Here is a 23,998-nt window from a genome sequence, read left to right as displayed (position 1 = left end):
ATATTATCACAAAGAATGAAAAAAGTCAATATTTCTCGGAATTTGTATTCATGCTGTAATCATTCCAACACGAATAATTCACAATTCATGGGGCATAATATCATCAGTCCGCAGGACTAATACTTCATAAGAGGTGTAATCATGGAAGAAATGAAGAAGAACAAAAGCATTAAATGCGATGTCTCGCAGTGCAGGCACAATATGGTGTCAGAGCACTTCTGCTCTCTCGACTGCATATCCGTAGGTACTCACGAGGACGATCCTACCGTTCCCGAGTGTACTGACTGCAATTCATTCGTAAAGCGCACAGGCTGCTGCGAATGAGCAAAAAAAATAAGCAGTTCCCTTAGCGGAACTGCTTACTCTTGTTTTTTTGATTACTCAGCGTTAGGAGCACCTACAGGACATACACCTGCACAAGCACCGCACTCAACGCAAGCATCTGCATCAATTACGTACTTTCCGTCGCCTTCGGAAATAGCACCTACAGGGCACTCTCCAGCGCAAGCGCCGCAAGCTACACAATCATCAGAAATAATATATGCCATTTACATACACCTCCGTTTTATTCGGGAGCACGTGCTCCGCGTTAAATATATTGTAACATATCTACATGGAAAATCAATAGTTTTTAGTTAGCACAAACTTACAATTACAGCTGTCAAAGTACGGAGAATAGCGAAAAAAAGCCTGAGAGTCAGTCTCTCAGGCTTTAATTTTCATCATTTTTTCATTTTAGTATCACTTTTTCTTTTTGGCCTTTTTTGACGGCTTCTTTTTTGCTCCCGAAGCAGTCTTTACAGCTTCCGATGTCTTCTCTTCTGCCTTGGAAACTTTCTCCTTTACTTCGGAGACCTCCTTCTTAGCTTCCGAGACTGTCTCCCCGGCTTTGCCGACCTTCTTTCCTGCCGCAGCTACGGCCTTTTTCTTCTCCTCCGGCAGAGCAGCTGCACAGGCAGCTCCCGCAACGGTCCAGAAAACAGGCGCATATGGTATGCTGCTGCATCCTATGAGGTATACGAGCACTCCGCCGACCAAAAGTACCAGCACGGTGAAGTTCTCGGGAGTCCTTTTCTTTTTATAGGAGCCGCGTCCCAGAACAAGTGCTGCCAGAAGTGTGAGAACAAAGAATATGAGCGAAGGTATACCTCTTGAAGCGGCTACATAGAGATACTCATTGTAGACCTTGTCGAATACACCTTTATTCATGGGTATGAAATCCGTCATATCCATATTCAGGTTTGTATCTTCCGTTACCCTTATAAGTGCAAAGGCAAGCTGATCGGGGCCTGTGCCGAAAAGGGGATTGTGTTCGATGATATCCATAGTCCTGCTGTTCATGTATAAATAAACATCAGCCGTATTGTCGATATCGATCACATCTGGATTGTACATACCTGATGCCGAGGCTCTGGAATAACCGTCCTGGAACCAGAGTATCCTACCGTCATAGAGACTGTAAGAGCTTATGTTTCCGATAGCGCCGCTGTATACCAGAGCAACGGCTGCGGCTGCGGAAACTATGCTGACAGGTATGCAGGCAAGTCTGCTCTTCGGAGCCTTCATAACGAATACCGCTGCAAATGCCGCGATCACCGCAAATGCCAGTCCGCATACACCTATGAAGGAATATGTGAACATCATAATGAAGGAGAAAACTGCGCTAATCACAAGGAGTATTGTCCTGCGCTTTTTACAGCCTGATGTTACAAAACCGATAAGCGCGGCTGTAAGTGAAAGTGTAAGCACCATTGCCAGGAAAAGCGGAGACATTGAAAGTCCCGAAGCCGCATTTACGCACAGATGAAGGGATATGTATTTGTAGTGTCCCAGCTCTCCGGTGAATATCTGTACAAGAGCTATGATACTGTTAAGAACACCTACTCCCACTATACCGTCCAGAATAGTCCGCAGACCTTTTTCGCGCTTTATGCACATGGCGGTAACAAAGAAGCAGAAATAGAAGATTATGGCAAGCAGTCCCTCACCTCTGTTCGGGTAGCCATACATGGAGATGGACAGGTCGCAGCCCTTGATAAGCGAAACTACCGCCCATAGCACCATTATGCCCATAGCTACTGCGGGAAAAGCCGTTCTTTTGCTCACGTAATTTTTCATTATGCCGATTATTGCAAGTATCATGGCGATAACACCGCCGATGACAAGTCCTGCCGCAGAGAATGCGTAGGAAACTGTCGTACTTGTTGAAAGTGAATAGCTGAGCTCGGGAACGATAGTCAGGAGAGGAGTAGTCAGCATAGCTATAAAAAGTCCGCGCGAAGCATATTTTGTATACTGCTCCTCTGTCATATTGAGTATGAAATTTGATTTTTCCGATGAATTGAATATGGTTTTTGGCATTGATATTTTTTCCTTTCTGTATCAGGAACAGAATTTTTATCTGCGGGAAACAGTTACGGTATAACTGTCGCCGTTCTTCTCACCAACAGTAATGGTGATGTTGGGATCCTCGGTAAGCCTTCCGGAGCTGTCATACCATGCAAAGCCCGGAGTGCTGCTGTTGACCACGCTGCCCTTGCGCAGGAGATTGTCCTTGTCTCCGTCGTCCACCAGACGTATGAAGCGTCTGCCGTTGTTGTAATCGGTGGCTTCATCGTTTCCGCTCTCATACCTGAAGAACTTCCGCCAGCCGTCATCCTCCTCGGTAGCCTCTATGTGGAGCAGACGAACGCCGCTTCCCGTAGGCCTCCACCAGAAATGTCCCTTGACCTGGCTGTTATTTGCATCCAGTGTGGTATACTCAAGTATGAAATACTCGGATTTGTATTGGCTGTCCAGAGTACCGCGTGGTATAATAAGGCAGTTGCCCTCGTCGGACTGACCGTTCCTCAGTGTAAAGGTCTGCTCTCCCTTTGAGGGATCGTAAACCTGTATCTGATCCTCTCTGTACCAGCCGAGCATGAGCTTAGAGACAGAGCTGAAGTCTGAATAAGCCTCGTCCATAAGATCGTAGCCTGCCGAGCCGTGCATTCCCTCAAAGTCCTCCACATCGTAGAGGTAATAGTCGGGAAGGCCCATGCAGTGTCCCATCTCGTGGAGATAAGTTGATACATAGTTGCTGTAATCGCTGTCTGACTTGATAGCGGCATTGCCGGTGATAACATGGCCTATGCTCATGCCGTCCACCTTCATCCAGTAGTTGCCGCCGAAGCCGCCTGCACAGGGCCACCACTCATTCTCGTCCGAAGAGCTCGGAACGCAGAAGAGTATAGCGTCGATAGTGTTGTCATGGTCTGCGTCGAACTGAGTATAATCTACCTGGTCGTCCATATTCTTCAGGACCTCGGTAGTGAAGTCAGCCTTGAATACATCGCCGTGATAGCTGCTTATATTCTTCTTGCAGGTATATCTGTACGCCTTGCCCTTCAGGTTCATCTTGCCCTTTGACGCTCTCGAATAGAAGGCCGAGAAGCTCTCGAAGGGATAATTCCTTGACTGCTTGTTCTCAGGGCCGAAGGATATCTCCTCTATGCGCTCCGCGGACGGTTCAAAATCGAACTTGCAGTCTGGGAAATCCACATAGAATATAAGGAGCTTGGCATCGTCCTGAGACGGCAGAGTGCCGTACATATCGTATATAGGCGCAGGTATGAAGTCCTTCTTGGGCGGCGCCGTTGTAGTTGTAGTAGTTGTTGTGGTGGTAGTGGTTGTTGTAGTCGTGGTAGTGGTAGTTTCGTACCAGCGATAGATGCTGTCGTTGGCTGACTTTGAGACAGCGTTCTTTCTCAGCTCCACAAGGTCGAAAACGTCCACCTCGGCGTCGCAGTTAAGGTCGGCCTTCTGTATGACATTGTTTCCTGTCATCATATTGCTGATATTCAGCTTGTCTTTATTTTCAACGCTTCCGATAGCGTAATGATCGCGGCCTATGCTGTATATACTCTTATCGCCCAGCTTTGCTGTGCCGTGAAGATGCTTTGACAGCGTTACGATGTCTGCCACATTGACTTCACCGTCGCCGTTAAGATCGCCCATTCTGTCCACCTTACGCCACTCCGCGGCTGCGGATACAGGGACAGACACAGCAGCCATAAGTGCCGTAACTGCTGCGGAAACGAGCCATTTGCGCAATGTTTCCATTTTCATTATAAAACCCCCTTTATCTATTACCGCAAATTATTTCGCTCTGAAGGCAAGAGGAGAAAAATACATATATATATCTTTTTTCTGTAAAAATCTCCCAATTCCCCTCCTGCCTTCACAGAGAAATAAAAAGCGGCTGTCGAGCATAATGCCCGACAGCCGAACTCTGCGGTAGCTATCTTCTCCGCAATTGTTGCATTATTTAGCGTAGTCAGTAACTCTGCTTTCGCGGATGAGATTGACCTTGATCTGTCCGGGATAATCCATTTCTGTCTCGATCTGCTGAGCGATCTGCCTTGCAACAAGAACCATCTTCTCATCATTGATGACATCCGGAACGACCATGATCCTGACTTCACGTCCTGCCTGTACAGCAAAGCATTTCTCAACGCCGTCGTAGGAGTTGCATATCTCCTCGAGCTTCTGTAGGCGCTTGATATAGCTTTCGTAGTTTTCGCTTCTTGCGGCAGGTCTTGCAGCGGAGATAGCGTCGGCTGCCTGAACTATGCAGGCAATTACTGTCTTCGGCTCTACGTCGTTATGGTGAGCCTCAACAGCGTGGATAATAACAGGATTTTCGTTGTATTTTTTACAAACGTCAACACCGATCTGTACGTGAGAGCCTTCGATCTCTGAAGTAAGAGCCTTACCTATATCGTGAAGAAGTCCTGCACGTCTTGCCATGTTGGCGTCGACACCAAGCTCTGAAGCAAGAACTCCGCAGAGCTTAGCGACCTCGATAGAGTGATCGAGAACGTTCTGTCTGTAACTTGTACGGAACTTGAGTCGTCCGATAAGCTTTATGAGCTCATGATTGAGACCGTGAACATTGGTCTCGATAACAGCTCTTTCGCCCTCCTGCTTTATGCGGTACTCGACCTCACGGCGAGCCTTCTCGACCATTTCCTCAATGCGTGTGGGGTGGATACGTCCGTCAGCGATAAGCTTTTCGAGAGCGATCCTTGCGACCTCACGTCTGATCTGGTCAAAACAGGATATGGTAATTGCCTCAGGGGTATCGTCGATAATGAGATCGACACCTGTAAGAGTCTCAAGTGTTCTGATATTACGTCCTTCGCGGCCGATTATACGGCCCTTCATCTCGTCATTGGGGAGCGGAACAACGGAAACGGCTGCTTCCGAAACCTGATCTGCAGCTACCTTAGCGATAGCCAGTGAGATATAGCTTCTTGCCTTTTCCTGACATTCGTCCTTGATGATCTGCTCATAAGCAGCAACCTTGACAGCCTTTTCATGGACGAGGTCATCCTCAAGCTTTGAGATGATGTACTCTTTCGCCTGATCCTTGGTAAATTCGGAAATACGCTCCAGAATATCCATCTGGCTCTTCTTTATAGAGTCAGCCTCCTTCAGCTTTTCATCAGCTGATTTGATCTTCTGGTTGAGGGTTTCCTCCTTTTTCTCAAGGTTATCGGTCTTCTTGTCTAAATTCTCTTCCTTCTGCTGCATACGTCTTTCCTGACGTGACAGCTCTGCTCTGCGATCCTTGATCTCCTTATCCGCCTCGGTGCGGAGCTTATGTATTTCGTCCTTGGCTTCAATCAGGGCGCTTTTCTTCTTATTGTCAGCGTCCTTTTCTGCATCCTCGACTATACGTTCAGCCTGCTGTTCGGCAGAGCCTATGATAGCTTCGGCGTCATGCTTACGCTTTTCAACGCCTGCCTCAACGCCCTTCTTGTAGAAAAGAGCGTAACCCGCGCCAATGCCTGCTGCCAGAGCAGCTATGATAAGGACAATAGCGATGATTGGATCCATACAGTGCATTACCTCCTTTTCTAAATATAATTAAAAGTTTGTATCATAATTTTAATTATTACTGAAAGGCGGTAAATGCCGCATTATTTTATTCATTTATAAATATATAAGATGAAGAGCTGAATGCGCTCAGCTCAAAACGATAGCCGGACGCCCGGGGCGTCCGAGATTTGTTTCCGTTATCATATTTAAACCGCGACTTGTATATATATCGTCGTTTGCGGATAATGATGTAAAACAAAGCTGCATATACTGCCATAGTAATATTATGCAAATAAATACAACATAATTATTATATAATATTTCAGCGTTCCTGTCAATAGATTTTTATGAATTAAAGTCAGCCTGCGAAAAAAATAAAGGGCGGAAGCTCCGCCCTTTGGGTTGTTGGATTTCGTTTATTATCTTTCCTAAGCCTTCCGCGGACTCACGGTGCGCTTCTGTGCGGGAGCCGCAGCTCACGGATACAAAGCCGATTTATTTCTCGGGCTCAGGCTCTATAACGGGAGCGTCCACAGCGTTCTTCCTGACGCTGGCGATACCCTTCTTGCAGCTGTCCTTCTTTACATAGCCCTCGCTGGCAGCGATTATCTCGCCGTTTCTTGCTTTAAGGCGGAATCTGAACTCGCCCGACTTGTCCTTATAGATCTCAAACTTCGGATTGGTCTCTGTCTGGAAGCCCTCTATGGTCTGATCCTCAAGATTAGCCACGGGAGCGTTCTTGGCAACGCTTGCGATACCGTTCTTTGCATTTGCGAGGGTATTGTATACCTCTCCGCCTGTTGCGATGACTTCACCGTTGCCTGCTTTAAGGCTGAATGTAAAGCCTGTTTTTGTAGCCTTGATGATAAATTTTCCCATAATTATTTTTCAACACCTTTCAGCAAAGTATAATAAAACCGATTTTTTTCGATTTACACCATAATTATAACTGAATATTATCATCTTGTCAATAGATTTTGTTAATTTTCATCAAAACAACGAAATGTTTATTTAGCAAACAGCAAAGCTCCCCCTAAAAATATGGGGGAGCTTTCTGAACAACTGACAGTTCCATCATCTATGGCCTGCGCGTTTCTTTCCGCATTACTGCCCTATCCTGCACACAAAACGTCCAAGAGAGGAAGTGAACGCCTTATGCCTTTTTCAGCTTAGTAAATGATATACATATCAGAATATCCGCAGCGTGAGCAATGACAGAACACATATGTCACGGTGATTCCGTTTATTGTCTTGGATACTGCGCTTTCGCTGTAATGATATGATGACTGACAGTTTCCGCATGAAGCTGCGGAAGCAACGAGGGTATTATCCGACTGAGGAGCAAGTTTCTTTGTTACAAATGTGCCTGTACCGAGGAGTGCGAATGCCATTAATGCTGCTGAAAGCTTTTTGAATGTCTTTTTCATTGTATTACTTCCTTTATTATAAAAATTTCGAAGATGCGCATCTCTGTAAATAACACACCTGCGGAAGTGATTATTGTGCGAAGAAATTAAGTTATATCAAAAAAATATCTCCACCTGCCATCAGCACAGGGCTCCGCCTTCCCTCATAAAAAACAAGCCCTCCTATCGGGAGAGCTTGTGGGAATGTATTAGTTTTTATCTCAGGCCTACTTCGTCAAGAACTGCATTATATGTAGAATAACGATTGTCGATGCCGTCAAGGAGCTTGTTGGCTTCTACTTTTACGATATCATATGCAGTAGGGGTGAAAAATGATATGATTGCAGCAAATATGCCCTTTGAGCCTGCTGTCTGTGCCGTACCTGCCGCATTGCCCATATCGCACAGCGCGTTTATGCCGTTCCTTGCTGTTTCGATATCGCTGTTTGCAGCCTGAGCTGTAAGTACATTGGATGTCCTTGGTGAAATGTGTGAGATCGCAGTTCCCGTACTGAGAAGTGCGAACGCCATTGCCAATGCCGAGATCTTTTTAGATTTGTTTTTCATTTTCCTCATTTCCTTTTCAATAAAATTCCGAGGATGCGCATCTCTGTATATAACACACCTGCCGAAGGGATTATTGTGCAAAAAACTCCATATTTTTTCAGAATGCAAAAAGAAGCCTCCCATAGCCTCTCCCGCAGGAAGATGCACCTTTTTATTGACATTGCCATGGTATTATGCTATAATTCTTGCAAGATAAACCGGAATTCAGTGCGTATGGATTCTGATATAAAGGAGTGATCGTTTATGAACAGCAACTGGAACGCCTACAAGGAAGCGCTTCTCGCAAAAATGCCGTTCCTGGCAGAAACACTGCGTGAAGGCGTATCCGAAAGTGACATCAGCTCTGCCGAGGCAGAGACAGGCATCACCTTCCCCCAACAGCTGAAGGAGCTTTACCTCGCCAATGACGGAGACACACACAAAGCCCTCTGCGGTATGATACTCGGTTTCCACTTTCTCAGCCTTGAATCACTGCTTTACGAATGGCGCAGCATGAAGAAGTTAGCAGAAGACGCCGACCTCAACGACAGCAGCCGCTTCTCCTCAACTCCCGAAGGCTGTATCAAAAGGCGCTATGCGGATATGAAATGGCTCCCTGTCTGCTCGGACGACGGCGGCAATTTCATCGGCATCGACCTTGACCCCGACATAAACGGCACAGTGGGACAGGTCATCAATTTCGGCAGGGATGAGCACAACAAGACCGTTCTTGCAAAGGATCTCAATGCGTTTTTTGACCGCCTTACCAGGATAGTCAACAGCGACGACTTCTTCATCGGCGATTACGACGGCGAAGACGTTGTCCTCCTTGGCACAGACGATATTGAGGAAGGCGCATACCTGACAGATTACCTTACATCAGAAGATTCGGTACAGTAAACAAAAACAAAATGCCCCGAAGCGTTATCAGATCGCTTCGGGGCATGATTTATATATCAGTATTCACCAAAATATGCTTACTCCATGATGATAAAGCTCTCCGCCACAGTCTCGCAGACTTCTGCGAAAAAGCCCAGTTTTCTCAGCTTTTCGGCACAGCTCTCAGCCATGCCGCGGCTCATAAACAGTCCGAACACTGCCGAACCGCTGCCTGTCATCACGGCACTCAGTGCGTGAGCTTTCAGCATATTATCTCTGATGTCATCGACCTCGGGGAGCTTCACAGCCTGCTCGAAAAGATTGCCGAAGTACCTGTAAGCCGTATCGGGAGCATTTTCAATGGCTTCCGCCAGCTTCTGCGTTTCGGGATGCTGCGGAGCCTCAAGGCTGTCTACATTCCTGTAAGCCTCGGCAGTGGACACTCCCTCTCTGCCCTTGGCGATGACCAGTATACGTCCCGAATAATCGGCTGCGGGAGTTATCCTCTCGCCGATGCCCTCCACATAGGCAGTACCTCCCGTGAGGAAGAATGGAACGTCTGCCCCGAGCTTTTCGGGCTTGCTTACGCTTTTCCCAGTCAGCTCGCCGAGACAGTACAGAACAGCCGCAGCGTCGGTGCTGCCGCCGCCCATGCCCGCCTGTGAAGGGATACCTTTCTTTATATGTATACGGCAGCCACAGTCCATGCCGTTCTCCTCAAAGAAGAGCTTTGCAGCTTTATAGGCGATATTCCGTTCATCGCAGGGTATAGGATCGGCGCTGGCGAACTCATGGGGCACCTCGCAGCTCAGCTCTATGCCGCCGTCAGTCAGCTCCACGGAGACCTCATCGTAAAGCCCAACAGTCTGGAATACGCTTTCTATGGCGTGATAGCCGTTCGGGAGCTTCCCTGTGACATCCAGAGCCAGATTTATCTTTGCAGCTGCTTTTACCTTCATGACTTTTCGGCCTCCAGCTTTTTCAGGAACTTCTCTATGCGGTGGATAGCCTCCATAAGATGCTTGAGGGAATAAGCGTAGGAGATACGCATATATCCTTCGCCGCTTTCTCCGAAGGCGCTGCCCGGAACAGCTGCAACTCTCTCCTCAAAGAGCAGTCTTTCGCAGAATTCCTCACTTGTAAGGCCCGTGCTCTTGATACAAGGGAAAACATAGAAAGCTCCCTCGGGATTGAAACAAGTCAGTCCGAGGCGGTTGAACTCCCCTACAAGATAGCGGCGGCGCGTATTGTACTCAGCCACCATTTTCGCTACCTCCTCATCGCAGGAGGTAAGAGCCTCAACAGCCGCATTCTGGCTTATGAAGGGACTGCACATGATACCGTACTGATGTATCTTTGCGATCTGCGAGATCACAGGTTCGGGAGCTGTTACATAGCCCAGTCTCCAGCCTGTCATGGCATATGCCTTCGAGAAGCCGTTTACGTATACGGTACGCTCTCTCATGCCCTCCAGCTCTATTATAGAGAAATGCTTCCTGCCGTAGGTCAGCTCGGAGTATATCTCGTCAGTGAGCACCATTATATCCGTATCGCGGAGGAAATCCGCAATAGGCTCAAGATCCTCCTTGGTCATGACAGCTCCCGTAGGATTATTCGGGAAGGGCAGTATGAGCAGCTTTGTACGCTCGGTGATCTTGTCCCTGAAGTCTTCAAGGGTGAGCTTGAAATTATTCTCTATCCTTGTGCGCACAGACACCGGAACTCCCCCAGCCAGCTCCACAAGAGGAGCATAGCACACGAAGCAGGGCTCCACAACGAGTACCTCGTCCCCGGGATCCAGCAATCCTCTGAGGGTAAGGTCTATGGCCTCTGAGCCGCCTACGGTAACGATTATCTCCTTGTCGGGATCGTACTTTACACCGTGCTTCTTGTTTATGGTATCGGAAATGACGCTTCTCAGGGAGCCGAGTCCCTTATTTGGTCCGTAGATTATATGCTTGCGCTCAAGGACCTTTATAGCTGCCTTTCTTATAGCCCAGGGAGTATTGAAATCGGGCTCTCCCACGCCCAGAGAGATAACGTCCTCCATAGTTCCAGCAATATCGAAGAACTTACGTATGCCCGAGGGCTTTATATTCTTTATTTTGTCCGAAAGGACTTTATCGTAGTCGATCACGATCAAACGATTCCCCTTTCATCGGGCTCTTCATTATCTATGAAAATGCCTTTTTCCTTGTATTTTTTGAGAATAAAGTGTGTAGATGTTGAAAGGATACCGTCAATAGTCGCAAGCCTCTCGGAAACGAAGAAGGCAACGTCCTTGAGGTTGTCGCCCTTGACCTCAACGGCAAGATCATAGGCACCCGAGGACATAAGGCTCACGCTCTCGACCTCGTCGTACATCATGATAGTCTTGGCAATGTCGTCAAATCCGCAGTCGCGCTGAGGAGTTACCTTCAGCTCGATAGTAGCGTAAACGATAGATTTGTCATACAGATCGTCATCGACGATAACGCTGTAGCCCTTTATAACTCCGTCCTTTTCAAGCTTTTCTATCCGTGCCGCAGCCTCCTCTGCCGAAATGCCCAGCATCTCACCGAGGGCAGCGTCCGATATACGGGCGTTCTGCTGTAATATTCTTATTATGTCTTTCATGATATCAGTTCCTTTCATCCATATTGTATTCAACGTATTCTCCCTGAGTATAGCCGAAATATTCCAGCACCTCGTCCCAGCTGCTGCCGGAGAGATATTGTCTTTCTCCTTTGAAGTTATACTTACCGACAAGGGACTTGTCGGTGTCAGTCTCCCAGCACATGACTCTGCCTATCTCAAAGCCCGAAAGCTCTATGATAAACTCCATATCGCCGTGCTCGGGAACTTCCCACGGGACATCAGCCGTGAACGCCTCGTCCGCGCCCCATCTGCCGTAGTAACAGAAGGGCTTCTGAGACACGCCCACTATGTACTCCATGCCGATGCTCAGAGCCAGCAGGTCGAGCCTGTCCAGCCCTTCATACTTTATGGGAGTACCGTCTCCAAGTGTAATTCTCTGGGTCTGACCGTCCTGATCGGCCTGAACATCATTTTCAAGCGTGACCCCGGTATATTCTTTTTCACGGAAGGAATAAAGCTCCAGCACCTCAGGCCATTTCATGTCTCTCAACTCGTCGGCATTGTCGATATTACCGTAAACGCCCACATATCTGTCCTTATTGGTGTTTTTGCTGCACAGCAGCCACTTGGGATAGCCGCTTTCATCTGTTCCCATGATATACTCGATATCCTCAGCGGGCGAAAAATAAGTATCCCGCACATTTTTATTCAGCTCATCCTCTCCGTCCGAATGGGAATACACCACATCTCCTGCGATCTTCTTTTCTTTATCCACTAGGACGCAGCACATCGCTCTCGTCAGAGTTGCAGCAATGGAATTTTCCGAGGATTTCTTGCTTTTCCTCACATATCCCAGCATACCGAAGCCGTCTTTGTTTTTTCTCCTTGCAGTGGTTTCCTCCTGCGTTTCTTCCGCGGAAGCGGGAGCGGTACTTGCAGTTATCTCCGCAGCCGTGGTATTCTCCTCCGGGTCAGCCCTCTTATCCTCTCTGCCGCAGCCGAAAACGGAGACCGTCAAAAGCACGGCAAGAGCACAGGTCAAAGCTCTCCTATTCATGACAAAGCTCCTCTTTTCAGGTAATATCTATAAAATAAGGTCTTCTTTTCTTGAAATAAGCTATCCGCGTAAATCCTGCCGCCCGCGCTGTCTCTATACCGTCGGCGGCATTGGCGCCTATATCCCCGACTGTATGAGCGTCGGAGCCTATGGTGATGATCTCGCCTCCCATATCACGGAAAAGCTTCACATATTTAAGATTGGGGAAGCAGTCGCCGAATCCCTGTCTGATCCCCGAAGTATTTATCTCTATGCCCCTGCCGCTGACAGCGAGATTACGGAAGGTCTCCGCAATAATGTCGTCATATCGGCTTATATCGGCTTCTATGCCGTTTCTCTGCTTCATGTAGCGCAGGCAGTAGGTAATATGTCCGATTACATCGAAGAGGTCTGTTCTGCTGAGGTCGTATACTTCGCTGAAATAACGCTCCAGAAGCCCGTATATCTCGTCCATGGTCAGTTTCTCATAGTCTATGAAATAGAAGTCCTGCTCTCCGAGCACCTGATGCACCGAACCAATGATGAAGTCCACTCTTTTATCGGCATTAACTATCTTAGCCGCGACCGTATCATGGAGTATCTGTCCAAGCTCCACGCCGCAGAGCAGATTGAGCCTGCCTGCGTATTTCTCCTTCAGAGCTGTCACCGCAGATACCGAACCCTCAAAGTCCTTTGCGTAATCGAAACTCTCACAGAGATGCCATTCATTCTCGGAGTAGTGCTCCTTTTCATACCAGCCGTTGCACTCACAATGGTCAGTAATGGCGTAGGCCGCAAGTCCCAGCTCCGCGGCCCGATTTGCACATTCATTTATATCAGCCTCGGAATCAACGGAAAACTGCGTATGGGTATGGCAGTCAACAAGCTTCATAGTATCACCCTCTTTTACGATATTCTATTATTATAACACATCACAGGAAATTTGTACACCGTTTTTGTAAAAAAAACGCTCATACTATACTGTCCAGCATTTCAAGAAGCTTTTTCTTCATGATTTCAAGCTCTTCTGCCGTGGGACGGTTATCGTCGGAATACATCTTATCCATAGGGTACCACCACACGGGACCTTTTCCGTGATTACCGTAGCCGCCTATGTCGCCGCTCCTGCGGGGATATAGGTGCCAGTGGAGATGAGCGTCGCCCATGCCGAGCAGCTCATAATTCATCTTCTCGGCGCCGAAGGCTTTTGCAGCAGCTTCCGCTACTACGGTCATCTCCTCCATAAACTTTGCTCTTTCCGCCATATCAAGATGAAAGAGCTCTGTCCTGTCGCCGTGATACTTGTATAAAAAAAGGGTATAGCCGTAGAAGTGCTGGTTGTCACCGATAACGACATATCCCGTTTCGAGTTCCCTGACGAAGTAAGGGTTCGTACCGTTCTTTATCATTTCTATCCTGTCGCATATAAGACACATGGTATGACCGCCTTTCAAAAGATATAAGATATTATACCACAGCGGTTATGTTTTTTCAACATCTGCCGCCGAAGACTCCTGCCCGAATTTTTTTCCCGGGGCTGTTGCTTTTTTATCCGCAGTGTGTTATAATTATATCAATCATTCGGGACAGCCCGGATAACAATAAAACGGAGGTTTTGACTATGAGAGCAGTAGTAACTGTCATTGGTAAGGATACCGTAGGCATCCTGCATAAGGTAAGCGGCATCTGCGCCGAGTACAACGTAAACGTTATCGAGGTAACGCAGAGCGTACTTCAGGATATGTTCGCCATGATAATGCTGGTAGACATAACGGATATAAAGGGCGATTTTTCCGAACTGGTAGGCAGGATGACAGCACTTGGCACAGAGCTAGGGCTTTCTATCCATACCATGCACGAGGATATTTTCAACTCCATGCACAGCATATAATGAAAGGAAGTACGTTCAATGCTTAACGTATACAATATACTTGAAACTATCCGCATGATACAGGATGAGTGCCTTGATATACGTACTATCACTATGGGTATTTCCCTGCTTGACTGTATCGACACGGATATAGACAAGGCCTGCGAAAAGGTCTACAACAAGATAGTTTCTAAAGCGGGAAACCTTGTTAAAACAGGGCAGCAGATAGAAACAGAGTACGGAATACCCATAGTCAACAAGCGTATCTCCGTAACTCCCATAGCTATACTGGCAGCTGCCTGCCCAGACAGTGACACGGTAAAGTTCGCAAAGACTCTCCAGAGAGCTGCGGACACCTGCGGAGTAAACTTCATAGGCGGATATTCCGCACTGGTACACAAGGGCTTCAGCGCAGGAGATATGGCTCTCATAAAGTCTATCCCCGAGGCTCTCGACGTAACACAGAACATCTGCTCTTCTGTAAATATCGGCTCAACCAAGTCGGGCATAAATATGGACGCAGTAAAGCTTATGGGACAGATAGTCAAGGAAGCTGCCATAAAGACCGCAGACCGCGACTGTATCGGACCTGCAAAGCTGGTTGTATTCTGCAACGCCGTTGAGGACAACCCCTTCATGGCAGGTGCCTTCCACGGTGTAGGCGAGCCCGACTGTGAGATACACGTAGGAGTATCGGGTCCCGGAGTTGTACGCGCAGCTCTTACAAAGTACCCAGACGCTTCTATAAATGAGATAGCAGACATAATCAAGAAGACCGCATTCAAGATAACCCGTATGGGACAGCTTGTAGGCGCAAGAGCCTCCGAGCTTTTAGGCGTTCCCTTCGGTATCGTTGACCTGTCACTTGCTCCCACACCTGCCATCGGCGACAGCGTGGCTCATATCCTTGAGGAAATGGGACTTGAGATGTGCGGTACCCACGGTACTACAGCCTGCCTTGCAATGCTCAACGACGCAGTAAAGAAGGGCGGCGTAATGGCTTCGTCTACTGTCGGCGGTCTTTCGGGCGCATTCATCCCTGTATCCGAGGACGCAGGAATGATAGACGCAGCAGTTGCAGGCGTGCTCAGCCTTGAGAAGCTTGAAGCAATGACAGCTGTATGCTCCGTAGGACTTGATATGATAGTAGTTCCCGGCGAGATCACACCCGAGACCATATCCGCCATCATAGCAGACGAAGCTGCAATAGGCATGGTGAACTCCAAGACCACCGCTGTACGTCTTATTCCCGCTATCGGCAAGAAGGAAGGCGATACCCTCGAATTCGGCGGACTTCTCGGAAGCGGCCCTGTTATGCCTATCAGGGATAAGTCACCTGCGAAATTCATCAACCGCGGCGGACGTATTCCCGCACCTATGCAGAGCCTGAAGAATTAAGCAGCCTGACGTATACAGTTACGATAATTAAGGGGCGGATAATATCCGCCCCTTGTCATATATGGTGATAATTATGGAAATTGATCTTATACCCACACTATTCGGACTTCCCGAAGCCTCAGAACTGAAAGTGCTTTCCTCGGGGCACATAAACCGAACCTTCCTCGCAGAATGCGGCAGCGGAAAATATATCCTGCAATCTCTCAACAGTTCCGTATTCCGTTCTCCGCAAGCTGTAATGAACAATATCCGCATAGTCGGCGAGATCATCGGAACAGCCGCAGTGTCAGGCATTTCAGTCCCGCATTTTATCGCCGCAGGCGATAAAATATATGCGGCCGCAGATAATGAAGTATGGCGGATGTACAGGTATATCCCCACGGCCGCTAACGCCGCGGCAGAGCCCGCGGCTGCGGGACTTCACTTCGGAGAATTTATACGCCTGATGGACGGAGCGGAGCTCGATCCTCAGCCTGCCATAGAGGGCTTCCATGATCTTGACCGCTATTTCAGGGAGCTTTCCGCCGCAGGAAATCCCCACCGCCGCATTGAAGCTCTGACGGAAAGTCTTCGCAGCACTCTTGCGGAGGTATTCACGGAAAAGCTCAGAAAACGTGTGATACACGGCGACGCCAAGCCAGACAACATAATAATAGGCGAAACGCCTGTTATCATCGACCTTGATACGGTAATGTACGGCTATGCCGCCATAGACTACGGCGACCTTGTACGCTCGGTATGCCGCAGCGGAGCTGCGGATCTCAACGACGTGAGAGCACTTACCCGCGGCTTTGCACAGGGACTTGACGGCGTACTGGAGGCTGACGAGATAAACTCACTTTACTACGGCATACTGTGGTGTACGGTAGAGCTGGCCATACGCTACCTCACCGATTCGCAAAGGGAAGAGAAATACTTCCGCGGAAAAAGCTCAGCGGACTGCCTTGCAAGGGCAGAACAGCTCTTTGAACAGCTTGAAGAGTTCACGGCAAATGGCTCCGAGATCAAAGAACTGATACACAGAGAATTCATGAAATAACGAAAGAGCTCGCGCACCCCTGCACGAGCTCTTTCTTTTCCCCTTATACCGAGATAATCCCCATTATCCCTCAGAGATTCGTCTGAAATCATGTTATTTATCAGCATTTCATAAGAGGAAGCTTTATAGCCGCATACCCCTATGCGGCGGAGCGATCATTTACCCCCGATCACCCCTATATCATGGCTGTTTCTGTCACCCTTGCTGTGTCTTTATGGAAAAGTGTTTACCCCTGTGTGCCCGGCCCCCCGACCTGCACACTATTGTTAAATGAAGCCTTCTCTTATTTCAGCTTCGAATCCCTAACTTGGTCAGATGAGTTTTGTCTCATACTCCGTCCCCCGAACGGAGTATGAGAAATACGCCGCACTGCTCCGAGAGCAGTATCTATCCCCCGAAAAGACAGCTGTATCCGCTGTGTTTACCCCCTATTAAGAAAGTACTTTCCGTCGCCTGTTGCAGAGATCACATTATCATAAAGCAATTCAAACGCTGCGTCGGGATAATAGATCCCCAGTTCTTCAAGAGTCCTGGCACTGTCGGCTGAAAAAGCCTTGGATCTTTCAAAAAGCCTGATGACTCTTTTGCGTCTGAAAGCAACCATCTGAACGATATTTGCCATAACAATACTCCTTTACTTATAACGACTGATCCTGTTCCTTGGTATATCCCTCAACGTTGATGACATCTGATCTGCCCTGCTGCATGGCCTTCTTGATCCTTTCGTCGTCAAGACCTGCGCCGATGGCGATGCCGATGCACATACCTGCACTCATGCCCAGTATCATGTTATGGAACAGAAGTCCCCCGATCAACATTCCTATACTCATTCCCAGACACATGAAGCTTGTCATAAATGAAGTGTCCTGATTTTTGTTTGCTGAGTTGAATTTGTCAGTTCCGTTAGCCGATCTTTCATTTTTCATAATTAAACCCTCATATCACATCTCATCAAGAATGATTTCCAATCCCTTTTCCATTTCTGTCCTGAGACATCCGCTCCTGTACCCCATGACCATGACATACATGGCCTTACGGAGCTTCTCATCATCAGTGATCTCCCTTTTATTCTCCGTTATTTCCCGTGCGACCAGTGACTGTATATGCTCTGTATCGAAAGCGCCCTCGTCCTCGGCAGTGAAGATGATCCTGCAAAGAATATCATAAAGAAGGACTTCTTCGATGATGTCATCTGAGGTATCCTCAACGTCACCGTTGATATAGCGCATGAGATTAGCGATGTCCTCCAGCTTCATAGCCTTGCGGAGCATATTTATAAGGAGTATGCGGAGTATCTGCTTTTCGGAGTATTTTTTTCCTTTTGTAGCTGATACCCAGCCGCGCTTGATCCAGTTCTGGATCGTCGTACCCTCCAGCCCTGTGAGCTTTGAGAGCTGTGACAGCGTAAGACCTCCTGTAGCCTGAAGCACCGGAGAGATAAGAGAGAAAGCTGATTCTCTTGCCTGTTCTGTAAATTTCATTGTAGTACCCGGAATAAGTCTGTTCATAGTCTTTAACTCCTCTCTGACGATGACTTGATTATATCACAAGTTCATATGAACTTCAAACGTCGCCCGAAGACGATTTTAAGCTTTTTGAGATATTTTTTTGCATTTATCATTAAAAATCATCAGTTTTCATAAATTTTCGCACTTTTTCGTATTGGTCTGACAACTTCAAACTGTGTATTGATAAATCCGGATATCTATGGTATAATAGTATAAAATCATATCTTTGCATTTTCGGATGCTGACAGCCTGAATCGTTCTTAATAGAAACGGTCCCCTTTGGGCTGCGCAGCACAGGTACGGCATATATATAATGTGCAGACAGTGATTTACACAAGGAGGTAACCATGAAGTATACACAGGGACAATACATCATCACAGACAAAAAAGCCATTGCCTGTGAGATATACAGCTTCACCATTGCCTGTCCAGAGGTGGCAGCAGCCGCTTCGCCGGGACAGTTCGTACATATAAGAGCCAAAGGCTACACTCTCCGCAGACCAATATCCATCTGCGGCATAGACAAGGACAAGGGCACTCTCCGCATTGTATTCGAGATACGCGGCGAGGGCACTGCCGAGATAGCAAAGCTCAACAAGGGCGACCTTATAGATATGCTTGCTCCCCTCGGCCACGGCTTCACGTTAAACGATACATATAATAAGGTAGTCCTTATCGGAGGAGGAATCGGAACACCGCCCATGCTTCCTCTTGCTGCCTTCTACGGCAAAAAGGCAGTTGCCATAAGCGGCTTCAGAAACGCCTCCGCAGTTATACTTCAGAACGACTTCATCAGAACAGGAGCAGAGACCATACTCTGCACCGATGACGGCTCCGCAGGTATACACGGCTTTGTTACGCAGCCCTTTACCGAGCTGGCAAAACAAGGCGGTATCGATGCGGTATACGCCTGCGGCCCCATGCCTATGCTCAAGGGTATAGCCGCAATATGCAAGGAAAACGGTATTTTCTGTCAGATCTCCCTTGAGGAGCGCATGGCCTGCGGTATCGGAGCCTGTCTCGGCTGCGCCTGCCGCACAGTCCGCAACGACGAGGAATATTTCGCTCATGTCTGCAAGGACGGACCTGTATTCAATGCTGAGGAGGTGCTCTGGTAATGGCTGATCTTTCTGTAAAAGTCTGCGGTACAGACTTCAAAAATCCAATAATCCCCGCTTCCGGTGTATTCGGCTACGGCAGAGAATACGAGGAGCTCTTCCCTCTTGACAAGCTTGGCGGAATCGCCACAAAGGGCACGACTCTTCATCTCCGCACGGGAAATCTTGCTCCCAGAATTGCAGAGACTCCCTCGGGTATGCTGAATTCCGTGGGACTCCAGAACCCCGGCATCGACCATTTCATTGACACTGAGCTCCCCTACCTGCTCACCAAGAACCTTGTAGTTCTTGCCAATATCGCAGGATCTACCCCCGACGAGTGCGCAGAGGTAGCGGCAAAGCTTGAAGATACAGATGTACATATGATAGAGCTGAACATCTCCTGCCCAAACGTAAAGCAGGGCGGAGCTGCATTCGGCACCAGCTGTGAAATGGCAGCCGAAGTCACAAAGAGAGTACGTGCAGTCACGAAGAAGCCTCTCGTGGTAAAGCTCTCCCCCAATGTTACCAGTATCACTGATATAGCCAAGTCCGTTGAAGCCGCAGGAGCTGACGCAGTATCACTTATAAATACTCTCCTCGGCATGAGGATAGACATAAACACGGGCCGACCTATACTCCGCAACAATGTAGGCGGAATGAGCGGTCCTGCCGTATTCCCCATTGCAGTCCGCATGGTATGGCAAGTAGCCAACGCTGTAAATATCCCTGTTATCGGTATGGGCGGCGTGTCCTCGGGACGTGACGCCATCGAGCTCATGATGGCGGGAGCTTCCGCGATACAGGTAGGAGCTGCAATATTCACAGACCCATATGCACCTGTAAGGATAATAGAGGAAATGAACGACTGGCTGGACAGCAAGGGTATTGCTTCCGTCAAGAATATAATCGGCACAGTAAAGCCTTGGTGAGCAGCGTGACGCTGCACCCTTGCCACGTTGGCGCTCGTAAACTCGCTCATTCTTAACAATAACGATAATCGTACATCGCTTACAGTACGTTAATTATGCCGAGTAGGGGCGGATATTATCCGCCCGAAATGTAGGGGACGGCGTCCTCGACGTCCCATTAAGGACGCCCAATCTTGCAGGGCGTCTCCTAATGAGCGGATAATATCCTCCCCTGCACAGTTGATTACGGAACGCCGAAAACGGCGTTTCCTGCAAATAAAAAGGAAAATACCATGATAATAATGTCAGTTGACTTCGGCGACGCAAGAACGGGTATAGCTGTCTGCGGAAAAAGCGAAATGATAGCTTCTCCCGTAACCGTCATAGCCGAAAAGGATTTCACAAAATGTATAGAAAAAACCGCCGCTCTCGCAAAAGAGCAGCGTGCTGAACAGATAGTTGTGGGCTATCCCATGAATATGAACGGAACAGTGGGCGAAAGAGCCGAGAAATGCAGGCTCTTCGCCGAGGAGCTGGAAAAGCTCACAGACTGTCCCGTCAAGCTCTGGGACGAACGCTGCACCACTGTTTCAGCCCATAACGCGCTGAACGTCACCAACACCCGCGGAAAAAAGCGCAAGGCAGTAGTGGACGCAGTTGCGGCAGTGCTAATCCTTGAAAGCTATCTCGGTTTCAGGCGCAATTCGGGAGAGCCTACATAATTACCGATTTTATATCGCCCAGAAGGTCTCCAATAGCCTTCAGCGCCTTTCTAGCATCATGTCTGATGCTCATTTTCTTCAGAGGACGCGCATTTGAGAGCGCATAACAGGCAAAACCCACAGCAGCTCCCGCAGCAGTCCCCTTGATAAGTGATTTTATATCCATATCCGTTGCTCCGATAGTTTATTATCCGCATAGCGGACAGTTTTATTATCTGAGCTGACGCCGCTATTATACTAAGGAGATTTATGCATAATCTGAATATCGTCCTTGTAGAACCGCAGATACCCCAGAACACGGGAAATATCTCAAGAACCTGCGCCGTTACGGGAGCAAGGCTCCATCTTGTACGTCCCCTGGGCTTCGAGGTGAGCGACAAGCACCTGAAACGTGCCGGACTTGACTACTGGGACAAGCTCGACATCACCTATTACGACAACCTTGAGGACTTTTTCATGAAGAACCGGGACGGTCACTTCTTCTACTTCACCACAAAGGGACTTCACGTCCACAGTGAAGCGGAATACCCCGATAACTCCTTCCTCGTATTCGGACGTGAGGACAAGGGACTTCCCGAGGAGCTCCTTCATGATAACCCCGAAAACTGTGTAAGAATACCCATGCGCAATGAACTGCGCAGCCTCAATCTCTCCAACTCGGTAGCCATTGCGGTATACGAAGTTCTGAGGCAATGGGATTACCCTGATCTTTCCCGTGAGGGAAAACTGACAAAATACGAATGGTAAAGGAGATAATGATATGTCAAAGATAATTATACTTACCGATTCATGCTGTGACCTTCCCAAAGAGACAATAGATGAGCTGGGAATAAAGGTCATACCCTTCACTCTGACCGTGGGAGGAGAAAGCTTCAGAGAGATCTATGACAAGTCCACCCAGGAGTTCTACGAGCTCCTTGAGACTACCGACGAGATACCGAAGCATTCCCAGATCTCTCCCGTGACCTTTGAGGCGACCTACAAGGAGCTCTTTGAGCAGGGATATACCGATATTATCAGTGTTTCCATCAACTCCAAGGGCTCGGGAACATACAATAACTCCATCATAGGCAAGGAGGACTTCTTCGAGAACAATCCCTCCGCCAGGGGCAAGCTCCGCATATTCAACCTTGACTCAAAATGCTATACCCTTTTCTACGGCTATCCCGTTATGGAAGCTGCAAAGAAGATACGCCGCGGCGCCGACGCCGAGGAGATAGTGGCATACCTTGAGGACTGGTTCAATGTATGCAGTATATACGCAGTTCCCTACAATCTGAAGTATGCCAAGAAATCGGGACGAATCTCCGCAGCAAAAGCCTTTGCGGGAGAGCTTCTCGGTCTGAAGCCCGTTATACTCTTTGCCGACGGCGAAACTTCCACCGTTGACAAGATCAGGGGCGAAAAGAATATAGTTCCGAAGCTTGCGGAAATAGTCGAAAAGAATATGACTCCGCAGACTCCGTATATACTTCTCCACGGAAAGGACAACACCCTTGCAAAGGAATTGGAGAAGGAGCTATGTAAAAAAACAGGCAAAAAAGCCGAGATGTTCGGCAGCATCGGTGCGGTAGTTTCCTCAAATATAGGTCCCGAACTTGTGGCTGTCCTCATCAGAAGAAAGAACAAGTAATATGTAATGCAGGGAACGCCTTTCACGGCGTTCCTTTTTTGCCTTCAGCAGCTGTTATCCCCCCTGAATAAGCTGTCTTTTTCCGTCCAAAAAGCCTCGCTGGGAGCTATAGTTGACAAATTTTTGCAAATAATGTATAATAAATTATGCATAGTTAAAAATAATTAAACTATTCTTTTTCTTTTTGAGCACATAACGCTGTTATGTTATGGAGGTCAGTATTGTTTTAAAGACCGCTTATAGCTTATGACAATTTAAGAAAGATATAACAATAATAACATAATAAGCTCTACATTCACATCGAACACCAATTTTTTACGCTATACTGTACAAGGAGGAAAAAATGGAAAACGAAACAGCAATAATAGCATGGATGAGCGGCTGGCGCGAAGCCAACGCTGTTTCCGCAGATTCAGCTTTGACAGAAGTTCAGGCTAAAGATTTTTTATCAGACCTGAAAGCCAATTTTTCATTTCAGACCGAAACAAATGTAAATACTCTTATAATAAGCGCAAACAACGATGCGGAATATATCGCAGGCATCACGAAGAACTTTGAAAACGGGACATTTTTCGTACTGAACGACGCTGAAGAGATCAGACTCATAAACAGCGACGGATTTAAAACAGCCCTGTCCTCTGCTGTGGGAGAAGAATGGTTCGAAATAATATACAACGGTACATTAGCTGATGAAACAAGAACAGGAATGGCATTTGAAGGAGCTACCGCCATAAGAGACTTCGTATACAGCGGGCTTATAATGAACAGCACTGCTACAGAGATAGTAACTGTGGCTTCTCCTGCTGACAACGATCATATTTTCGGCAGCACACTGCTTTCTGTCGTATTTTCAAATGAGAATATAACCAAAATAAATGGCATCGAAAAGAACAGTCTTCTGGAAATGAGCGCATTCAGCATCCAGTATCTCGGATATACCACCGAAAAGGCTATAGAGTTACTGGTACAGTATGTTGACTTCATATCCACAGGCTATACAGACAACTGCCTCTATACCGTCGGCAGCAGCGAGACCTCTGCCGAATTCTGGGAAAGGGTATACGGATCAGGACTTCTCGAGAATTACCGTACCCTTATCGAATTCAAGAGCGATGTCGATACTCTCCGATCTGATGCGATATACTTCCTTGGAGAGTACGGAAACAGTATAGATGCTGATTCCATCGCAAAGCTGACCGGAATTATAGGCTGTGACTTCGATACTGCCATGGATAAATACCACACACTTCAGAGACTGTATCCCAACGGCTATGAATACCGTTCAGCATACATCGACCTCTGTATCGACGTGGTACTCGGCAACATATCACCGTCGGGAGATACTATTCTCCCCATAGATCCCGAAGACGATCTGGGATATAATACTATTCTCCCTGTTGAGCCCGACCCCGGCACGGGAGACAATAACATTCTTCCCGTTGAGCCCGAACCCGACCCGGGAGACAATAATATTATTCCCGTTGAGCCCGACCCTGGCACGGGAGACAATAACA

General features: G+C 47.8%; 28 protein-coding genes. 11 read left to right on the top strand and 17 right to left on the bottom strand.

All coding sequences use genetic code 11. The features are described 5' to 3' along the window. Positions 1–141 precede the first annotated feature (141 nt). A complete protein-coding gene (locus RF007C_RS14015) occupies positions 142–324 on the top strand; it encodes a DUF1540 domain-containing protein (protein WP_019680870.1) in 183 nt (60 codons plus the stop codon). Between the two features lie 53 nt (positions 325–377). Here the strand turns inward: RF007C_RS14015 and RF007C_RS14010 are convergent, their stop codons facing one another. The 7 genes from RF007C_RS14010 to RF007C_RS13980 all read right to left on the bottom strand — a co-directional run bounded on the left by RF007C_RS14010 (position 378) and on the right by RF007C_RS13980 (position 7,835). Beyond that, entirely contained in the window at positions 378–548 is a 171-nt protein-coding gene (locus RF007C_RS14010; protein WP_019680871.1) for a DUF362 domain-containing protein, read from the bottom strand. A gap of 193 nt (positions 549–741) precedes the next feature. After that, positions 742–2,361 (bottom strand): O-antigen ligase family protein, encoded by a 1,620-nt coding sequence (locus RF007C_RS14005; RefSeq protein ID WP_037300901.1) that lies wholly within the window; start codon positions 2,359–2,361, stop codon positions 742–744. Positions 2,362–2,397: 36 nt separating this feature from the next. Then, a complete protein-coding gene (locus tag RF007C_RS17820) occupies positions 2,398–4,107 on the bottom strand; it encodes a hypothetical protein (protein WP_037300899.1) in 1,710 nt (569 codons plus the stop codon). A gap of 195 nt (positions 4,108–4,302) precedes the next feature. After that, positions 4,303–5,880, bottom strand: a complete 1,578-nt coding sequence (gene rny, locus RF007C_RS13995; protein ID WP_019680874.1) for a ribonuclease Y — start codon at positions 5,878–5,880, stop codon at positions 4,303–4,305. A 477-nt stretch (positions 5,881–6,357) separates the two neighbouring features. Then, positions 6,358–6,741, bottom strand: a complete 384-nt coding sequence (locus RF007C_RS13990; protein WP_037300897.1) for a YegP family protein — start codon at positions 6,739–6,741, stop codon at positions 6,358–6,360. A 290-nt stretch (positions 6,742–7,031) separates the two neighbouring features. After that, on the bottom strand, positions 7,032–7,289 hold the full coding sequence (locus RF007C_RS13985) for a hypothetical protein (RefSeq protein WP_019680876.1): 258 nt from the start codon (positions 7,287–7,289) through the stop codon (positions 7,032–7,034). A 195-nt stretch (positions 7,290–7,484) separates the two neighbouring features. Further along, positions 7,485–7,835: a hypothetical protein gene (locus RF007C_RS13980; RefSeq protein ID WP_037300894.1), complete on the bottom strand. Its 351-nt coding sequence runs from the start codon at positions 7,833–7,835 to the stop codon at positions 7,485–7,487. Between the two features lie 243 nt (positions 7,836–8,078). Here RF007C_RS13980 and RF007C_RS13975 point away from each other — a divergent pair, with 243 nt between their 5' ends. Next, complete coding sequence (locus RF007C_RS13975) at positions 8,079–8,714, top strand: SMI1/KNR4 family protein (RefSeq protein WP_019680878.1); 636 nt, start codon at positions 8,079–8,081, stop codon at positions 8,712–8,714. Between the two features lie 77 nt (positions 8,715–8,791). On the opposite strand, the gene ispE is transcribed toward RF007C_RS13975, so the two are convergent. From ispE to RF007C_RS13945, 6 genes are all read right to left on the bottom strand, one after another. Next, complete coding sequence (ispE, locus tag RF007C_RS13970) at positions 8,792–9,652, bottom strand: 4-(cytidine 5'-diphospho)-2-C-methyl-D-erythritol kinase (RefSeq protein ID WP_037300891.1); 861 nt, start codon at positions 9,650–9,652, stop codon at positions 8,792–8,794. Beyond that, entirely contained in the window at positions 9,649–10,830 is a 1,182-nt protein-coding gene (locus tag RF007C_RS13965) for an aminotransferase class I/II-fold pyridoxal phosphate-dependent enzyme (RefSeq protein ID WP_242823122.1), read from the bottom strand. Before RF007C_RS13965 ends, ispE begins: the two co-directional genes overlap by 4 nt. 2 nt (positions 10,831–10,832) lie before the next feature. After that, positions 10,833–11,309 (bottom strand): Lrp/AsnC family transcriptional regulator, encoded by a 477-nt coding sequence (locus RF007C_RS13960; protein ID WP_026053052.1) that lies wholly within the window; start codon positions 11,307–11,309, stop codon positions 10,833–10,835. Between the two features lie 4 nt (positions 11,310–11,313). Continuing rightward, the gene (locus RF007C_RS13955) at positions 11,314–12,327 is read right to left on the bottom strand and encodes a hypothetical protein (protein WP_037300888.1); all 1,014 of its coding nucleotides are present in this window, start codon (positions 12,325–12,327) and stop codon (positions 11,314–11,316) included. A 16-nt stretch (positions 12,328–12,343) separates the two neighbouring features. Further along, positions 12,344–13,198, bottom strand: a complete 855-nt coding sequence (locus tag RF007C_RS13950; protein WP_019680882.1) for a histidinol-phosphatase HisJ family protein — start codon at positions 13,196–13,198, stop codon at positions 12,344–12,346. A gap of 79 nt (positions 13,199–13,277) precedes the next feature. Further along, complete coding sequence (locus RF007C_RS13945; RefSeq protein ID WP_037300884.1) at positions 13,278–13,742, bottom strand: HIT family protein; 465 nt, start codon at positions 13,740–13,742, stop codon at positions 13,278–13,280. Between the two features lie 185 nt (positions 13,743–13,927). On the opposite strand from RF007C_RS13945, the gene RF007C_RS13940 reads away from it, so the two are divergent. The 3 genes from RF007C_RS13940 to RF007C_RS13930 all read left to right on the top strand — a co-directional run bounded on the left by RF007C_RS13940 (position 13,928) and on the right by RF007C_RS13930 (position 16,613). After that, on the top strand, positions 13,928–14,197 hold the full coding sequence (locus RF007C_RS13940; RefSeq protein WP_019680884.1) for an ACT domain-containing protein: 270 nt from the start codon (positions 13,928–13,930) through the stop codon (positions 14,195–14,197). A gap of 18 nt (positions 14,198–14,215) precedes the next feature. Beyond that, a complete protein-coding gene (locus RF007C_RS13935) occupies positions 14,216–15,574 on the top strand; it encodes a PFL family protein (protein ID WP_037300881.1) in 1,359 nt (452 codons plus the stop codon). Between the two features lie 73 nt (positions 15,575–15,647). Beyond that, positions 15,648–16,613, top strand: a complete 966-nt coding sequence (locus RF007C_RS13930; protein ID WP_037300880.1) for a phosphotransferase enzyme family protein — start codon at positions 15,648–15,650, stop codon at positions 16,611–16,613. Between the two features lie 421 nt (positions 16,614–17,034). On the opposite strand, the gene RF007C_RS13925 is transcribed toward RF007C_RS13930, so the two are convergent. Genes RF007C_RS13925 through RF007C_RS13915 form a run of 3 tightly spaced genes read right to left on the bottom strand, consistent with a single transcriptional unit; the run spans position 17,035 to position 18,121 of the window. Beyond that, positions 17,035–17,235, bottom strand: coding sequence for a hypothetical protein (locus tag RF007C_RS13925; protein ID WP_019680887.1), 201 nt, complete (start codon positions 17,233–17,235; stop codon positions 17,035–17,037). A gap of 16 nt (positions 17,236–17,251) precedes the next feature. Continuing rightward, positions 17,252–17,539, bottom strand: a complete 288-nt coding sequence (locus RF007C_RS17815) for a DUF1269 domain-containing protein (RefSeq protein WP_019680888.1) — start codon at positions 17,537–17,539, stop codon at positions 17,252–17,254. A gap of 15 nt (positions 17,540–17,554) precedes the next feature. After that, positions 17,555–18,121 (bottom strand): DUF1836 domain-containing protein, encoded by a 567-nt coding sequence (locus tag RF007C_RS13915; protein WP_019680889.1) that lies wholly within the window; start codon positions 18,119–18,121, stop codon positions 17,555–17,557. A gap of 347 nt (positions 18,122–18,468) precedes the next feature. Here RF007C_RS13915 and RF007C_RS13910 point away from each other — a divergent pair, with 347 nt between their 5' ends. From RF007C_RS13910 to ruvX, 3 genes are all read left to right on the top strand, one after another. Continuing rightward, positions 18,469–19,239: a dihydroorotate dehydrogenase electron transfer subunit gene (locus tag RF007C_RS13910; RefSeq protein WP_019680890.1), complete on the top strand. Its 771-nt coding sequence runs from the start codon at positions 18,469–18,471 to the stop codon at positions 19,237–19,239. Then, positions 19,239–20,150, top strand: a complete 912-nt coding sequence (locus RF007C_RS13905) for a dihydroorotate dehydrogenase (protein ID WP_037300877.1) — start codon at positions 19,239–19,241, stop codon at positions 20,148–20,150. The genes RF007C_RS13910 and RF007C_RS13905 overlap by 1 nt, the downstream gene beginning before the upstream one ends. A gap of 272 nt (positions 20,151–20,422) precedes the next feature. Further along, positions 20,423–20,851 carry a Holliday junction resolvase RuvX gene (gene ruvX / locus RF007C_RS13900; RefSeq protein ID WP_019680892.1) on the top strand — a complete coding sequence of 143 codons (429 nt, stop codon included), beginning with the start codon at positions 20,423–20,425 and terminating at the stop codon, positions 20,849–20,851. On the opposite strand, the gene RF007C_RS17810 is transcribed toward ruvX, so the two are convergent. Next, the gene (locus RF007C_RS17810) at positions 20,844–21,017 is read right to left on the bottom strand and encodes a hypothetical protein (protein WP_193385759.1); all 174 of its coding nucleotides are present in this window, start codon (positions 21,015–21,017) and stop codon (positions 20,844–20,846) included. The two genes, ruvX and RF007C_RS17810, sit on opposite strands and share 8 nt — an antisense overlap. Before the next feature lie 83 nt (positions 21,018–21,100). Here RF007C_RS17810 and trmL point away from each other — a divergent pair, with 83 nt between their 5' ends. From trmL to RF007C_RS13885, 3 genes are all read left to right on the top strand, one after another. Beyond that, on the top strand, positions 21,101–21,598 hold the full coding sequence (gene trmL / locus RF007C_RS13895) for a tRNA (uridine(34)/cytosine(34)/5-carboxymethylaminomethyluridine(34)-2'-O)-methyltransferase TrmL (protein WP_037300875.1): 498 nt from the start codon (positions 21,101–21,103) through the stop codon (positions 21,596–21,598). A 13-nt stretch (positions 21,599–21,611) separates the two neighbouring features. After that, positions 21,612–22,484: a DegV family protein gene (locus RF007C_RS13890; protein ID WP_037300872.1), complete on the top strand. Its 873-nt coding sequence runs from the start codon at positions 21,612–21,614 to the stop codon at positions 22,482–22,484. Positions 22,485–22,827: 343 nt separating this feature from the next. Further along, on the top strand, positions 22,828–23,998 hold a 1,171-nt coding region (locus RF007C_RS13885), incomplete at its 3' end, for a hypothetical protein (protein WP_037300870.1).

This window comes from Ruminococcus flavefaciens 007c (assembly GCF_000571935.1).
In the GTDB taxonomy this organism is placed as follows: Bacteria; Bacillota; Clostridia; order Oscillospirales; family Ruminococcaceae; genus Ruminococcus; species Ruminococcus flavefaciens_F.
The sequence above is the reverse complement of the archived record's forward strand: the minus strand, read 5'-3'. Positions and strand labels throughout refer to the sequence as shown.